Origin of the sequence: Aquimarina algiphila (assembly GCF_947494415.1) — a bacterium.
In the GTDB taxonomy this organism is placed as follows: Bacteria; Bacteroidota; Bacteroidia; order Flavobacteriales; family Flavobacteriaceae; genus Aquimarina; species Aquimarina algiphila.
Map to the genome: position 1 here is coordinate 527,496 of NZ_CANLVC010000008.1, position 15,804 is coordinate 543,299.

13 protein-coding genes are annotated in these 15,804 nt (G+C 32.9%); 9 read left to right on the forward strand and 4 right to left on the reverse strand.

Annotated elements, in window-relative coordinates; translation table 11 throughout:
• The first annotated feature begins 120 nt into the window (after window positions 1-120).
• The 3 genes from PQF96_RS20030 to PQF96_RS20040 all read left to right on the forward strand — a co-directional run bounded on the left by PQF96_RS20030 (window position 121) and on the right by PQF96_RS20040 (window position 7,352).
• A complete protein-coding gene (locus PQF96_RS20030; protein WP_271767981.1) occupies window positions 121-3,918 on the forward strand; it encodes a T9SS type A sorting domain-containing protein in 3,798 nt (1,265 codons plus the stop codon).
• Window positions 3,918-4,661 (forward strand): hypothetical protein, encoded by a 744-nt coding sequence (locus PQF96_RS20035; RefSeq protein WP_109434948.1) that lies wholly within the window; start codon window positions 3,918-3,920, stop codon window positions 4,659-4,661. The genes PQF96_RS20030 and PQF96_RS20035 overlap by 1 nt, the downstream gene beginning before the upstream one ends.
• 312 nt (window positions 4,662-4,973) lie before the next feature.
• The gene (locus tag PQF96_RS20040) at window positions 4,974-7,352 is read left to right on the forward strand and encodes a TonB-dependent receptor domain-containing protein (RefSeq protein WP_271767982.1); all 2,379 of its coding nucleotides are present in this window, start codon (window positions 4,974-4,976) and stop codon (window positions 7,350-7,352) included.
• Here PQF96_RS20040 and PQF96_RS20045 read toward each other — a convergent pair.
• Window positions 7,349-7,798, reverse strand: a complete 450-nt coding sequence (locus PQF96_RS20045) for an Lrp/AsnC family transcriptional regulator (protein WP_271767983.1) — start codon at window positions 7,796-7,798, stop codon at window positions 7,349-7,351. The genes PQF96_RS20040 and PQF96_RS20045 overlap by 4 nt on opposite strands.
• A gap of 128 nt (window positions 7,799-7,926) precedes the next feature.
• On the opposite strand from PQF96_RS20045, the gene PQF96_RS20050 reads away from it, so the two are divergent.
• From PQF96_RS20050 to PQF96_RS20065, 4 genes are all read left to right on the forward strand, one after another.
• A complete protein-coding gene (locus PQF96_RS20050; protein ID WP_271767984.1) occupies window positions 7,927-8,562 on the forward strand; it encodes a LysE family translocator in 636 nt (211 codons plus the stop codon).
• A gap of 8 nt (window positions 8,563-8,570) precedes the next feature.
• Window positions 8,571-9,077: a GNAT family N-acetyltransferase gene (locus PQF96_RS20055; RefSeq protein WP_271767985.1), complete on the forward strand. Its 507-nt coding sequence runs from the start codon at window positions 8,571-8,573 to the stop codon at window positions 9,075-9,077.
• A 100-nt stretch (window positions 9,078-9,177) separates the two neighbouring features.
• Entirely contained in the window at window positions 9,178-10,323 is a 1,146-nt protein-coding gene (locus PQF96_RS20060) for a PQQ-dependent sugar dehydrogenase (RefSeq protein WP_271767986.1), read from the forward strand.
• A gap of 232 nt (window positions 10,324-10,555) precedes the next feature.
• Window positions 10,556-10,807 (forward strand): hypothetical protein, encoded by a 252-nt coding sequence (locus PQF96_RS20065; RefSeq protein WP_143917393.1) that lies wholly within the window; start codon window positions 10,556-10,558, stop codon window positions 10,805-10,807.
• A gap of 45 nt (window positions 10,808-10,852) precedes the next feature.
• Here the strand turns inward: PQF96_RS20065 and PQF96_RS20070 are convergent, their stop codons facing one another.
• Genes PQF96_RS20070 through PQF96_RS20080 form a run of 3 tightly spaced genes read right to left on the reverse strand, consistent with a single transcriptional unit; the run spans window position 10,853 to window position 13,310 of the window.
• On the reverse strand, window positions 10,853-11,680 hold the full coding sequence (locus tag PQF96_RS20070) for a DMT family transporter (RefSeq protein WP_235010912.1): 828 nt from the start codon (window positions 11,678-11,680) through the stop codon (window positions 10,853-10,855).
• Between the two features lie 20 nt (window positions 11,681-11,700).
• Window positions 11,701-12,987: a type II toxin-antitoxin system HipA family toxin gene (locus PQF96_RS20075; RefSeq protein WP_143917392.1), complete on the reverse strand. Its 1,287-nt coding sequence runs from the start codon at window positions 12,985-12,987 to the stop codon at window positions 11,701-11,703.
• Window positions 12,981-13,310: a helix-turn-helix transcriptional regulator gene (locus PQF96_RS20080; RefSeq protein ID WP_109434939.1), complete on the reverse strand. Its 330-nt coding sequence runs from the start codon at window positions 13,308-13,310 to the stop codon at window positions 12,981-12,983. The genes PQF96_RS20075 and PQF96_RS20080 overlap by 7 nt, the downstream gene beginning before the upstream one ends.
• Before the next feature lie 372 nt (window positions 13,311-13,682).
• On the opposite strand from PQF96_RS20080, the gene PQF96_RS20085 reads away from it, so the two are divergent.
• Both PQF96_RS20085 and PQF96_RS20090 read left to right on the forward strand, forming a co-directional pair.
• Entirely contained in the window at window positions 13,683-13,970 is a 288-nt protein-coding gene (locus PQF96_RS20085; RefSeq protein WP_143917391.1) for a hypothetical protein, read from the forward strand.
• Window positions 13,971-14,047: 77 nt separating this feature from the next.
• Window positions 14,048-15,661, forward strand: coding sequence for an FAD-binding protein (locus PQF96_RS20090; RefSeq protein WP_271767987.1), 1,614 nt, complete (start codon window positions 14,048-14,050; stop codon window positions 15,659-15,661).
• Window positions 15,662-15,804: the final 143 nt, after the last annotated feature.

Here is a 15,804-nt window from a genome sequence, read left to right on the forward strand (position 1 = left end):
TTTATACAGAAGACTTGTTTTTTGGTAATATGAGGCAGGTATTTGTTGATTTGTTGTATTTGTTATATTAATTATTTGGTAAAATTGTTAGTACTATTCACAAACTTAAAAACAAAATGTATGAATAATTTTTGCAAAAAAATCTTAATATTCATCTTCATACTAAATACACTTAATCTTTTTTCTCAAACAGTTAACGTTTCAATAGATCTGGAAAAGCAACGTTTTTTAGGCGAAGAATCAAATCTTGATCGATCTAAATATTTTAATCTCCACAATGCAAGTGAAGAGCCTGCTTTTCCTAATTTTCTAAGAAATAATAATTTTGGATTCGGTCGTCGTTTTTTTGATCCTCATTCTGATCGAAGTTTTGTAAATCCTGTAGGAAATTATCCAAATACCCCTCCTACTTCTGATGGTATCGTAAGACCCGTTAGAAGGTTTATAGCGACTAGTAATCCAAAAAATTCCTGGAAAGCGGACTCAGAACCGGTTACCGGAGCCTTATCTGCAGCAAGATATTTTGTTGATGAAGTCGATAATCAAAACAGACCAGAATATTGGGAGCCGTTTAATGAGCCTTTTATTAAAGCTAACAATTTTATTGGACCAAGCGCACCTACAGGTCAAGCTGTAGTAAGAAAAATGAGTGAATGGTTTCGTGATATGGCCAAAGGTATTCATGATACGCCCGAGTTAGCTAAAATGAAAGTAATAGGATTCTCTAGTGCTTTTCCGTCTTATGCAAGGAGAGATTTTTCTGAAACCTGGCAAAATCATATGAAACTTTTTATAGATGTAGCTGGAGCAGAAATAGACGCACTTTCTGTCCATCCTTATGATGGAGTTAATCAAATTGGACAATCCAATGGAAGATCAGGAAGTAATTCTGAAGCCATACTAGATTTGTTAGAAGCATATACAAATGAGACTTTGGGTGCTCCAAAAAAACTAGCCATAACAGAGTTTGGTGTTATCGAACGAGGATTTCCTCCGGGTCCTGCTCCAGGCTTTTATAACGAATCAGCTTCTGCCATTACTATAAATGGCTTAAATAGTATGTTGTTTAATTTTTTTGAAAGACAGGATAATATCGAAATCTGTATCCCTTTTATAACTGGTCGAGCAGATTTTTGGTATCAAGATTTTATGCAAGACGGTGGGGATGGAACGGTAAGACCATATACACCAGCTTATTTACGTCCTACAGAATTACTAGATACTCCAGATCCACAAACCGGTTTGCGTAGAAATAATGAATTTGTATTAACATTTAAAGAAAATTTCTTTAAATTTTGGAAAGATCTTAAAGGAGATCGAGCAAAAATCACAAGTGATAACCTTGATGTTCAGGTTCAAGCATTTGTTGATGGAAATAAGGCATATGTGGTCTTGAATAACCTGGATAGTAATGAAAAAACGGTAAATTTAGATTTTCTTGGTAACCCAGGTACAGTTCTCAACGTAAACACTTCTTTCTTGGTTATAGATGGCCAAAACACACCTATTTATGAATCGGGCACAAATAGTAATTCTATACCTTCTAATGTTACACTAAGAGTGGGAGAAACCCGAATGTTTAAGATTATCTACGATTCACCGGTACAATTTACAAGTAGTATTGTAAGGAAAAAATACTATGCTACTTCTAATCAAGCTTCTATGGATAAAGCACCAACAGTGGTCATAACTGCTAATCAAGCAAAGACTTTTACCTTAGAGAATATTGTTAAAGGCGCTTCGGGTAATGCAACCCTACGTCTTGGTGTGGGTATTCCATTAACTACAGGTGTTGGTAGTACAACACCAACTAATTTAGATCGATTACCAAGTCAAGTTACTTTTAATGGAACATCACTACCCATTCCTTCGAACTGGAAAGGTTATGATCAAACCGGGCGTATCGACTTTTTTGGGGTTATCGAGTTAGATGTCCCCCATTCTATAATTAACAATGGTACAAATACAGTTACGGTTACATATGCAAAAGCGGGAGGAAGAATTGCTTCGGTTATCCTATCATTAGAAACAGACGAAGCGGCTTGTACTCCTACAACCCTTTATGCAGACGAAGATGGCGATGGTTTAGGAAATCCTGCTGTCACTATACAAAGTTGTGGTCCCGTAAATGGTTTTGTTGACAATAATAATGATCAATGTATTGATGATGTAGAAAACCTTTGTATAGCGGCTGAGATTCCTGGAATTATACAAGCCGAAGAATATACAGATAGTAATGGAGTCAATATAAATGGAAACGTAATTGATGCTATCAATGATGGAGATTCTTCTACATATAATACAAATGTTATAATTCCTGGTAGTTTTGATATTTCCGTAAGAGCTAGTACCCCGTCCGGTGGTGGTGGTGTGGTTACAATATTTAATGGTACAGATCAACTTGCAACAATTAACATAACCGATACCGGAGGTCTTTCTACTTTTCAGGATTTTCAGAGTACTGTTACAATTAGTAAACCTCGTTTGAATAGACTTCGTTTTGAATATAGCGGTGCTACGGGTATTGATTTGTTTACCATTGATTCTTTTGAATTTACAACTAATGAAGCTTTTGTTCGATATGACACTCCTGAGTCCAATAATATTGCTTTAACTATAGGAGATACTCAAACTTCTTTTTCTATTGATGTAAATTATGCAACACTTAAATCAACCCAATCTGTTGATCTAAATCTTAGAACAGGATCAACAGGCGTAACTGGTGGTTTTGCTTCTATTCGTCCTGGTGCTGTTATCACAACTACAGGTACTCTTAATGTAAATCTAAGTGGTCCTTTACCTATTGGAGAATACGAAATGCTGATTTTTATTAACTCACCGGGAGATGACCCTCAATTTTTTGGCGGTCCATCTCCTCAACTAAAACTTAAAGTAATCGGACCTCCAATAGCAGGTAACGATCAGAGTACTAATAATAATCCTGGTAATGTGTTTGTTAACATTTTAGATAATGATACCGATAGTAGTGGAGCTACTCTGGCATCTAACAATGTTACCGTAGATTTGGATCCCAACACAGTAGCTATTGAAAATACGTTAAGTGCCGGTTTTTTGGGGGATTGGCGATACGACCCATCATCAGGAGGTATATTATTTATTCCAAATTCAACATTTTCTGTAAATCCTCCTGCTATTACCTACAAGGTCACAGAAACAGGAACAGGTCTAAGTGATACAGCTACAGTTACTGTCACTTATGCAGAATTTACTTTGGCTGATTTTACAGTTAAGAATATTGGAGAGTCCTGTGCTTCTGAAAATAATGGAAGGATCGAAATTTCTACTCAAACAATCGGAGATTATTCCTACCAACTCAATGGTTCATCTAAAGTAAATTTCACAGGGGAAACTGCAATTGAAAACTTAGATGCAGGCAGTTATAATCTTGTCATCACCGATAATAATTCTCAAGACATACTTAATTTTGATCTGGTTATATCTGAACCGGAAAAATTAGAAACAAAAACAAAAGTTTTGGAATCTGATCAACTAGTAGTTTTAGAACTTTCGGGAAGTGATACTTATAAAATTAACCTTAATGGTAATACGTTTACAACTGAAGAAAATAAGCTAACATTACCTTTAGAAAATGGTACTAATACTATAGAGGTCGTTGGTAAAAAAGAATGTCAGGGTAAATTCACCCAAAAAATTATAATTGGAAATAGCGTTATCGCATATCCAAACCCCGTACAAGACAATCTTACAATAAAAACAAATACTACTGATAATACAAATATTAAAATATTTGATATTTCCGGAAAATTATTGATCTCACAATCTTCTGTTTCCGCAAGCGGTATTTATCAAGTAAATGTACAGGATTTAGCCTCTGGTATATATTTTGTAAGTGTGAATGCTACGGATTTATCATCAACGTTTAAAATTATTAAATAATGAAAAAGATATTTATATATATATTTTCCAGTATAGTATTAGTTGCTTGTAGTTCTGATGACAATCCTGCTCCTCAACCCGAACCACCTGTTGTCGTTTCACCACCTACAGCAGCTAGTTTAGTCTTTCCTGAAAATAATTCATTATGTACAGAAGCCAAAAACTTAACAGGAAATCCTGGAGAGGCCAATAGAACGTATACCATAAGTTTCCGTTGGACAGGTGTTGTAGATAACATATATGAGATTTCACTTACAAATGAAGCGGATAATACAGTACGAAATGAAAGTATTACGGCAACAACCACTGATGTCGTTTTGGATATTGATGGGATAATCCCCGGAGCAAAATATAACTGGCAAGTGGTTGCTTCTAAAAGTGGAACAACAGAAACCGCAGAATCCAATGAGCAAACATTTACTGCAGCTGGAATCGCTGAAATATCTTTTGCTCCTAACCCTGCGACAGCAAATAACCCAAAACAAAACGCTGCTTTAGCTGCAACTACATCAGTAACATTAGACTGGACAGGTAAAGACGATGACAATGATATTAGAGAATATGATGTTTATTTTGGAGAGGATAATCCTCCTGCAACTAAAATTGAAACAACGATAGATAACACTATAACCACCAAAGATGTTACAGTTGCTTCAAACAAACTATATTTCTGGAGAATTATTACTCGAGATGAGGCTGGAAATGAATCTAGCTCAGCAATCTTTAAATTTGCAGTTCAATAAAAAATTCAAAAATTCTTTCAAAAGGCTACTTTAACGGGTAGCCTTTTATTTTTTTAGAGCTTAATATATTGTTTTAAATAGGTTTTAACTCTAAATCTTCTTTAATACTACATTTTAAAAACATACTACCCTCCCCTACTAAACTCTGCAATAACAACTCACAATCAAGTAATTACAAAAAGTCGAACGTTTGTTTGTAAAAAGTCGAACTCATTTTTTACTATAAAAATGGTTCGATTATTTTAATCGGTCGCATACCCAATATCCAAAAATGATATTTGTCTCATCATAATCTAAAAACATAAAACTATAATGAGACCATTCTTTATTTTATTCTTCTTTTTAATTCCAATACTAAGCTTTTCTCAATACGATATAACAGGAAAAGTAATGAATGAAAAAGAACCCATACCATTTGCTAATGTAATTTTAACTCAGGAAGATGGCAATATAGTCAATGGGGGCATTACCGATGAGGACGGTAACTTTAGTATAACAGCAAAAAAAGGAAATTATAAGCTAATCATAAGTTTTATAGGATATGTTGATATGAATCAGGATATAGAACTCTTTGATACCATTAATTTAGGAACCATAACCCTTACTGATAGTACAACCAGTTTGGACGAAGTAGTTATAAAAACTACAAAAAAGGTTATTGAACGCAAACCAGATCGTCTAATTTTTAATGTTGAAAATAGTATTGCCGCTAGTGGCGGAGATGCTATGGACGCACTAAGAGTAGCTCCTGGTATCGCATTACAAAACAATGCTATTACTATGATAGGAAGAGGTGAATCCCGAGTAATGATTGATGGTAGACTTTTGCAACTATCAGGAGAAGAATTAGTAGATTTCTTGGCTTCTATAGCTGCAGATGATATCAAGAAAATAGAAATTATTACCAATCCACCCGCTCAATATGAAGCTGCCGGAAATGGTGGACTTATTAACATTGTATATAAAAGAGGAGCTCGTAATTCCTGGAAAAATAATACTTCTCTAGCTTATAATCAGAATAAGTATCAATTTACCACCCTACGCAACAACTTTTTTTATAATAAAAACCGATTGCGATTCTCATTAAGTACTAATGGAACTCTTGGAAACAGAAGAGAAGATGAAGAAATAGACGTATTATATCCAGATGGGCAATGGTTATCAGATGCAAATGTAAAAGCCCGTAGAGATAATATTTCTGGCCGTTTATCTATAGATTATGACATCACAGAAAAAACAACTATTGGAGCACAATATCTTGGAAACTATAGCACTCCAGATTATGACATATTAGCCAATACCCAAATCTTCAATGCAACTAACCAAATAGACTCTACACTCATTAATAATAGCCTTTCTGGTAGAAGTATAAATAGTCATCTTTATAATGTACACATGACTACCAAATTGGACACTTTGGATAGAAGAATATCTTTTGACCTTGACTACTTTGACTATGATAATAAATTAAAACAAAATGATTTGGTAAATAGTTTTTCTCCAAACGGTGATTTTATCGGAATCAATCTACAATCACAAAATTTGGGAAATCAACGTATAGATAATGTTAGTTTTAAAGTAGATGTAGAACATCCTTTTTCAAATATCAATATTAATTATGGTGGTAAAATTAGCTTTATAAAAACAATAAATGATCTACAAAACCTTACAATACAATCTGCAGCTCCTTTGTTTAATCCAAATTCATCTAATGAGTTTGAATATACAGAAAAGATACAGGCAGCATATATAAACGGATCAAAAAAGATAGGTGATCATTGGGAGTTTCAGACTGGCTTAAGATTAGAAAATACAGATACAGAAGGGTTTTCTAAAACTTTAAATCAAAAAAACACCAATCAATATTTAAAATTATTCCCTACTGCTTATATATCGTATCAAAAAAATGATAATCATACATTTTCTTTTAATTATGGAAAACGAATTAATCGTCCTAGTTTCAGAAATCTGAATCCATTTAGAATCTACATCAATAGTAATGCCTTCTCTGAAGGGAATCCGTTCCTACAACCTTCATTTACTGATAATTTTGAATTTAATCATACCTATAAAGGTAAATTAACTACAAACGCATTTCTTAATATTAGATCTGATGGTTTCGGAACCATATTTAGCGCAGATGAAGAAACCGAAGTTCAATCTATTATTAGAGAAAATTATTATACGAATTATAATTGGGGAATTGGAGAAATATATTCATTTGATACACTTTCCTGGTGGAAAAGTCAAAATCAAATATATCTATTAGGAAGTAAAACAGTTGTTGATGACAATGTAACAGGTGTACCACAAAATGGTACTCAGTTATATTTAGCAACAAATAACACATTTTCACTAAGTAAAAACACAAAGTTACAAGCTAATTTTTGGTATAGGTCACCGAGTAAGTTTGTCCTGTTTGATATTAGTGAATCCTATAGTTTTGATTTGGCTATAAAGCACAGCATGTTTAAAGATAAGTTACAGTTATCTTTAGCATTAAATGACATTTTTGATAAAGCAAATGATGGAAAACTAACTTCTATAGTAAATAATGTAGAAACTGTTTATGCTCAAAATTACAGCACTCGTTTTGCAAGAATATCAATCTCCTATAGTTTTGGAAATTCTAAAATCAAAAACAAGCAACGTAATTTTGGAAATGATGAAGAAAGAAGAAGGAGTAACTAATTTATACTCCTTCTTATTGGTCCATTTTTTAATAGTTCATTAAGGATTAACAGGGTTGTCGGATCACCATGTCTTGACAAGCGATTAACAACTTCTTCCAGATGATTACTATTCTTTACATGAAATTTCATAATCAAACAATCTTTACCGGTGACTCTAGTACATTCTACCATTTCAGGATACTCATGACTAAGGTCATTGGTAAAAGATTCAAAATTAATTCTATTTACACTCATCATAATAATTACAGATAAGGACCATCCTAATTTATCAGGAGCTACCTGAGCGGTGTAACCAGTAATTACTTCTGTTTCCTCCATGCGTTGTACTCGTTCTGCAATAGCTGAAGGAGAAAGCCCAACTACTCTTCCTATTTGAGCAAAAGGCATACGTGCATTTTCTTGTAATAATTCTAAAATTTTCCAATCTAAATCATCTTTTACCATAATCAATAGTTTATGCTTATTAAATCCCTATATATCGTGGAAAAAACAAATATATACCATTGATTCAACTTTATAATTTATTTAGTAAACTATAATTTTGATGTATTAATCATAACTATTTAAATATTATGTTTGGCATTCTTAACTTTAGCACTTTCATTTTAGCAGGAATACTCCTTAATCTCACTCCCGGCGCTGATACCATGTACATTTTAGGCCGTAGTATATCACAAGGTAAAAAATCTGGAATTGTATCTGTACTTGGGATTTCTTCTGGAGCTTTGTTACATTGTATTTTTGCTGCTTTGGGATTATCTTTAGTATTAGCAAAATCTGCAATTGCTTTTAACACTGTCAAATATGTGGGAGCTGCATATCTATTATATCTTGGTATTAAATCATTAGTATCTAAATCTTCACAAAAGGTGACAATAACAGAAAAAAACAAGGTAGTACAAAACTATCTAAAAATATACCTATCAGGTGTAATGACAAATCTCCTAAATCCAAAAGTTGCTCTTTTCTTTTTAGCTTTTTTACCTCAATTCATCGATCCAAACTATACAACAAATGCTTTACCTTTTCTGATTTTGGGATTAACTTTTGTTGCTACTGGTACAATCTGGTGTTTACTATTAGCTTTATTTTCGGTAAAACTCGCTAACAAAATAAAAAGCAACAACAAGATACAGATCTGGTTAGATAAATCTACTGGTATCTTATTCATTTTCCTGGGAATTCGATTAGCTTTAAGCAAAAAATAAGAACAACAATGAATATCCAAAATTCTACTTTAGATGATATCTCAGTGATATTAAAATTATATGGTTATGCCACCTCTTATCAAATTTGTATGGGTGCTATCCCGTGGCCAAAATTTAGAAAGGAAATGATTCAAAAAGAAATTGATGCAAAACAACAATGGAAAATCGTAATCGACAATCAAATTGCCTGTATTTGGATGACTACTTTTGATGACCCCTATATTTGGGAAGAAAGAAATGAAGACCCATCAGTATACATTCATCGTATTGCTACAAACCCAGCTTTTAGAGGATATCATTTTGTTAAAAGCATTATTAGCTGGGCATGCGATTATGCCAAAGAACACAGAAAATCTTTCATTCGAATGGATACAGCTGGTCATAATGACAAATTGATATCTTATTATACAAAATGTGGTTTTACTTTTATCGGAGCAAATACACTTAAAAACACAAAAGAATTACCTGTACATTATAAAAATGCACCTATTAATCTTTTTGAAATGAAAGTATAAACTTAATTTAATAATTATACTAAAACTGCGTAGTGTATAAAATAAAATCCAAAACTATTGGTTATTAACACATAGTACTTCCTTACTTAAAAAAAATACTATGAAAACAATATTCAAATTTATTGGTATTGCACTATTTTCATCTCTATTTTTTTACTGTTCTAGTGATGATAATAGCACATCAAACCCTGATCCTGATCCAGATGGTGAAGAACCTACTGAGGCTGCTACAACCTTAATAAGTACGTTAAGTATTCCTTGGGAATTAGTATGGGGTCCAGATGATTTTCTTTGGGTAACAGAACGAAATGGTAAAATAAGTAGAATACATCCTGATACTGGAGAACAACAAGAGGTATTAACTATTAGCAATGTAGCTCAAGTTCAGGAAAGTGGATTACTAGGTATGGTTCATCATCCAAATTTTGACACCAATCCATATGTTTATGTAGTATACACCTATAATGGTTCCAGCGGATTATTAGAGCGATTGGTTCGATTTACATTTGATAATAATACATTATCAGATGAGACTATATTATTAGATCAAATTCCGGCAAATTCTATTCATAACGGATCTCGTTTACTTATAACTTCAGATTTACACCTTCTTATGACTACTGGTGATGCTGGAAATACAGATCTTTCTCAGAATATGAATTCTCTTGGAGGTAAAATTTTAAGATTAAATCTGGACGGCACTATCCCTGTAGATAATCCTTTTACAGGGAGTTATGTATATAGTTATGGGCATAGAAATCCTCAAGGACTTACATTTCATCCTAATGGCGGTTTATACAGTTCTGAGCACGGCCCAAATTCTGATGATGAAATCAATCAAATTATATCAGGAAAAAATTATGGTTGGCCAGAAGTAAAAGGAATTATTGATACTCCAAGTGAACAATCATTTGCAGCAGGGACAGAAGTAATAGAATCTATTTTTAACTGGACTCCAACAATAGCACCTTCTGATCTTATATTCTATACAAGTGATCGAATTCCTGAATGGACCAATAAGTTTTTAATGACAGTTTTAAAAGATCAAAGGATAATTGCACTCACATTAAATGGAGATGGAACCTCTATTACACAAGAGGAGATATTTTTTAACAGGGAGTTTGGACGTTTACGAGATATAGTAGTCTCTCCAACCGGGAGAGTTTTTATTGCAACTAACGGGAACTCATATGGAGATACTAGTGCCACTCATCGTATTATAGAAATTAATAGAATCGAACCTTAATTTTCTAAAATAATAACTCCTATATCAAAAAACAATATCTACAACTATCCAATAGGATATATTGCCTGTATTAGTATAATACAAAGACAACAGTACAAATTAAACGCTCACTAATTAACCAATTGCTCTAACTACATTTTACTGTTTTTCAAGTTTTTACCGGTAAAAACTTGCACATATTACGGTTTTTCCGTAAATTTAAATCACCCTAAATTTATAAAATTGATAGCTTATGCGCAAAATTACCATGGAGCAACAATTCAATGCTCGTCACTTAGATCTCAAATACAGAGATATTTGGGATAAAGGAATCCACCTCTTTAGTGTAAACGATAGAAATCGTGATTTTTATTATTCCATTTTTTATGTAGACTTATTATTTGTAGAAGTAATTTATAATAAAATTAATGGAGAAATTCTTACAATCAAAAGTTTTAGTGATAAAGGAAAATTAATGTTTTATCTTAGAGAAGATTTCTCTTGATGATCATCAGGAGAAATTATCTAATTTAATATAGTATTGTTATAATTACCTACGATACCAGATATTGAGTATTAATCCGGTAATCACCAATAATGTCCCAACAATACTAAATAGAGGATACGCATCACTAAACCAGAATACTCCCGCAATCATAGTAAAAATAACTTCTACATATTTAAGGGACACTACCCTATTGGTTGCTTGTGATTGGAAGGCTTTAGTCATGAATAATTGTCCAAAATATCCAAACACTCCAAGGCTAAGCAGTAATACCCATTCGAGACCTACTGGTGTTGTCCATTTAAATATAGATAGGATACCTCCTACTATAATTGAGATCCACATAAAGTAATTTACTATAACTACCGGATGATCTCCCTGACCTATTTTATTAATCAGTACATAAACTACTCCGCTAAAAACTGCAGATCCTAAGATCAATAAGAATCCTAAAGAATCAATATTAGGATCAAACCCCTTTATCATTAACACTCCTATAAAGGCCATCAGAAAAAATAACCACTGTAATGATTTTACTTTCTCTTTTAGAAAAAACACAGCAAGAATAGTAGCAAAAATAGGAGATAAATATCGTAACGAAACTGCTGAACCTATGGGTAGATAACTAACAGACATAAAAAACAATCCCATAGAAGTCACTCCGGCTAACCCTCTATATATCAATAATTTCTTTTGATTCCCCAAAATAGGGATCTTATGCCATAACAAGTAACTTGTTGTAAAGAACAATGATCCAAAAGCTCTAAACAGTACTAATTGCCCCCCTCCAAAATGTGCTAAATACTTTATAAATAGATTCATTACTGTAAAACATACAGCACTAAGTAACATGAAGTATATAGCTTTTTTCATCGAGGCGTCAAATATACACACTATAGCCTTAATCGAAATACCTTCTTTAATTTATCTGCTTGAGATTGCGGAATCCCTGATTTTTTTGCATAAAAATCCCAATTTGATAATACTTCAATCACTCTTTGTATGGTATCTTTATGATTCTTATAACTAATCTTATCCCCCACTGACGTTAAATCTTTCATTGTAAAATCATCTCGCTTACCATTTGCTGACATCTGATGCATACTGGTCCATATCCCCATAGGATTATAAGAATATGTTATATCATATGCAGGAGAAAGCCTCCATTCCCCTTGTTTATTCATCAAGAAAGAAATATTCTTAGTATGATCATCCTGATTACGAGAAATAATATTGAATACCATTCTTTTATATAGTTGAATGGCGTCGGTATGAGGTAATCGCAATTGACGCATCACCTCAAAAGCATTTTCATAAGAATAGGTTCCGGGAGACTTATAATCAAAATGTGCTATTGAGCATAATGTCTGCATATGCACTTTTTCATTATGATCAAGACGATCAAAACGTTTCGTCATAAAATGAGCTCTATCATGCTCTTCAAAGAGCAAGGAATGCTCCATATCGATTCCACAATCGATCGCCATAAGATAATATGCATACTCAATTCTACCATATCCCTGAGGATCCCCAAGAGAAGCATCATTTACTCCATCAAATTTGAAGATATAATGATCAAATCCATCAGGAGCTTTTGCTTGTCCAGAACGTATTTCATTTGTTTTTGGATTATAGGCAATTATGGCTTTTGCTCTTTGCCCTCCTGCAGAAGTCCCAACTTTGATTAACTCATTAAGATGTTCGGTTTCAGAAAGGTTAAGTGTTAATTTTTCTCTTGTATTTAGCACCTTTTCGGCTAATTCTGTAAGTTTATCAACTTCTAGTGTTGTTGTTTGCGCCTGACCAATACTTTTTGCTGGCTGAAATTCTAAAGCTCCCATTCCTCTTTTACCAATGTAACACAGTCGATCTAACGGTGTAAATTCTGATTTAGGAATATTATTAAGTATTAACCATTGATCAATTAAGCGGTTTCCAAAGTCATCTGGTAATACATCTGATAACATTCCTGGTAATCCTTTATACGTTTCCTGATTTAAATTAGGAAAACTATATATTTTCTTAGCAGAAGATCGTATCGGCATATGTATTGGTGATACATCCAGGTTTTTATTTAAAAATGAAGAAAAGAATTCGAAAGAAGCAAAATTCTTAGTACTATCCCAACTTAATGCTCCTAATTCTTCCCCCCAAAGTGTAATTTTAATAACATCTACCATGATGGATCTTCATTTTGATTTTTAGAACTACGTGATGCTCGCTCCCGCTCTTTGCCTTTAAGTTTTAATAATGCTATTGGACTGATTCCTGGATCTGGGAACAATGTATGTAATGCATCCAAATCACCAAACGCTCTTAATATTTGTATAAAGGTTAACAAAGTAGTCGTTTTACCTGATTCAAAATTTTTAATCGTTTGCACATGTACTCCTGCTCTTTTTGAAAGCTCTTCTTGAGTAATATTAAGATTAAGTCTTCTCTGTTTTACCCTTTGGGTTAACTGAGTTAAAATTTGTTCGTCTGAAAGATTATTTATATCCATAGCCTAACTTTAAATTAAAGTATATAAAAATATACCTTAAATACTTTTTTATATTTATTATGTATAACTTAATATACTTTTAAAACAACATATACACAAATATACATAAAGTACACTACTATATACCTAGATATTTATAACATATTTTAAAGTATATAAAAATATACTTTAAAATATGTTATAAATATTCTTTTGAAATCCAAAAACAAAACACACTATTATTAACCAAAAAAACAGGTAAATCCCCCTATTATATTGTTTAAAATATCGTTAATTTTAATATTTTACCGGTATACCCCACTATATCGTCTGATTGCCTAAATACTAAAAGGCATGATAAAACATTCTATTCAATTACAAAGCACTTGCATTATGCTAGCAATAATACTTTGCTGCTCAAGTTGCATGACAACAAAAGTTGTAAGTATCTACGATAACGACTCTGTAGTAAAAAACACCAAAACAACATGGAGTTTTGCCTGGGGACTAGTATCTCCCAAAGATATTGACGCTGATTGTGAAACTAAACGAATGAGCTCAGCTACTAACTCCACTAACATAGGACACATCTTATTATCCGCCATCACATTAGGCATTGTAGTACCACAAACTATAGAATGGGAATGCGCTCCGCCAGATCCAGGTATTGAGGAGTTATAACACTCAACACCCTACTTTACCTAATTGTACTTAGGTAAAAAGCATCAAATACACATAAAAATATAAAAAACAGTATCATGGTACTACCAAAAGGCATTGAAATACTTCCTATTCAGAAATGGGAAAATAAACATCAAAACTTCACGCAAAAACTCACTCCAAATGCTTCTTTTAAGGTTCGTAACGATAACACTCTTGCAAAAGGAACTGATAGATATATCGCTACTACTAAAAACTTACAATGGCTGATTGGACATGCAACCGACAACAATACACGATTAAGAGCAATGGGGAGCGGATGGTCATTTTCTAAAGTTGCCGTATCAGAAGGGGGCATTTTAGACACTAAATCATTACGCCTCAATTTTTCTGTCAGCAAACCTAATATTTCTAACACATATTTAAATAAAGGAGGATCAGCGGATAATTTATTCTTTGCACAATGCGGGGTATCCATGCTTCAACTTAACTCAAAATTAGAAAAAGAAAAACGACCAAATCGATCTATAAAAGCATCCGGTGCCAGTAATGGACAAACTGTAGCTGGAGCTCTATCCACAGGAACACACGGAGCCGCTTTTAATGTTGGATCAATTCAGGATTTTGTAACAGGAATACACCTAATTGTAAGTAAAGACAGACATGTGTGGTTAGAACGCGATTCTAATCCTGTTGTATCAGATAAATTTATAAATTGGTTAGGAGCAGAACTGATTAGAGATGACACTATGTTTAACGCCGCACTAGTAAGTTTTGGTAGTTTCGGAATTATACATGGCATTATGATAGAAACAGAACCTAAGTTCTTGTTAGAAGAACATCGAATAGAAGGAATAGCATATGATAACAATTTAAAAAACACGATGAAAACATTAGACTTTTCATCAATAAACAACACCCTCCCCTTTCCCCAATTCTCCCCAGACCGAGAATTGTATCATTTTGAAGTAATTATCAATCCTTATGATTTTGAACCTAATAACACAGAAAAAGGAGTGTTCTTAAAAGCATCATACAAACGTAGCTATAGAGAGAATTACATTAGAAGAACTACTGATGACAAAGGACTTACCTATGGTGATGATTTATTAGGTCTTATACAAACAGTAATGGACAGTCTTGGAGGATTATCAGTTTTATTAGTTCCCAAACTGGTAAACATATTATTTCCTTTAGCATATAAAGAAGTCCCTCCAATAGAAGGCACAATAGGAGAAACGTTTAGTAACACAAAATTTAGAGGTAAAGTAGCGAGTGCAGCTCTTGGTATTGACATTAAAGACAGTGTACGTGTTGTAGAAGAAATTCTTAACATTATTGAAAACGGAGATCCTTTTCCTGGAGGAATATCATTACGTTATGTAAAAGGAACAAAAGCCTTATTAGGCTTTACAAAGTTTACAAAAACCTGTGTACTAGAATTAGACGGAGTAGATGCTGATGTTACTCGTAAATTCTATGAAAAGGTATGGAATCGATTAGAAGCTATAAACATACCATACACATTACACTGGGGGAAAATTAATTTTAATTTAAACTTTCAACGAATTCAAAATATGTATGGATCTGCAACAGTACAACACTGGATCGACACACGTAATGAATTATTAAGCCCAGAGGCAATGCAAGTGTTTACTAATGGTTTTATCGAGCGATGTGGTCTTGATAAAAAAATTGGAGCTATTGTTTAAATAAAAGAATTTAAATTATTAAAAAATAGATAGTTATGTTTAAAAAAATAAACAATAAAACTTAAACCTGTATTTATACTCTTTGGCATGATAATAGCTTATTATAAATATATTTTATTATTTTAGATTTTTAATCCCCAATC

Bases quoted from the DNA above. Each gene is read 5' to 3' on its own strand.
- PQF96_RS20030 (WP_271767981.1), top strand. From the start codon at position 121: ATGAATAATTTTTGCAAAAAAATCTTAATATTCATCTTCATACTAAAT.
- PQF96_RS20035 (WP_109434948.1), top strand. From the start codon at position 3,918: ATGAAAAAGATATTTATATATATATTTTCCAGTATAGTATTAGTTGCT.
- PQF96_RS20040 (WP_271767982.1), top strand. From the start codon at position 4,974: ATGAGACCATTCTTTATTTTATTCTTCTTTTTAATTCCAATACTAAGC.
- PQF96_RS20045 (WP_271767983.1), bottom strand. From the start codon at position 7,798: ATGGTAAAAGATGATTTAGATTGGAAAATTTTAGAATTATTACAAGAA.
- PQF96_RS20050 (WP_271767984.1), top strand. From the start codon at position 7,927: ATGTTTGGCATTCTTAACTTTAGCACTTTCATTTTAGCAGGAATACTC.
- PQF96_RS20055 (WP_271767985.1), top strand. From the start codon at position 8,571: ATGAATATCCAAAATTCTACTTTAGATGATATCTCAGTGATATTAAAA.
- PQF96_RS20060 (WP_271767986.1), top strand. From the start codon at position 9,178: ATGAAAACAATATTCAAATTTATTGGTATTGCACTATTTTCATCTCTA.
- PQF96_RS20065 (WP_143917393.1), top strand. From the start codon at position 10,556: ATGCGCAAAATTACCATGGAGCAACAATTCAATGCTCGTCACTTAGAT.
- PQF96_RS20070 (WP_235010912.1), bottom strand. From the start codon at position 11,680: ATGAAAAAAGCTATATACTTCATGTTACTTAGTGCTGTATGTTTTACA.
- PQF96_RS20075 (WP_143917392.1), bottom strand. From the start codon at position 12,987: ATGGTAGATGTTATTAAAATTACACTTTGGGGGGAAGAATTAGGAGCA.
- PQF96_RS20080 (WP_109434939.1), bottom strand. From the start codon at position 13,310: ATGGATATAAATAATCTTTCAGACGAACAAATTTTAACTCAGTTAACC.
- PQF96_RS20085 (WP_143917391.1), top strand. From the start codon at position 13,683: ATGCTAGCAATAATACTTTGCTGCTCAAGTTGCATGACAACAAAAGTT.
- PQF96_RS20090 (WP_271767987.1), top strand. From the start codon at position 14,048: ATGGTACTACCAAAAGGCATTGAAATACTTCCTATTCAGAAATGGGAA.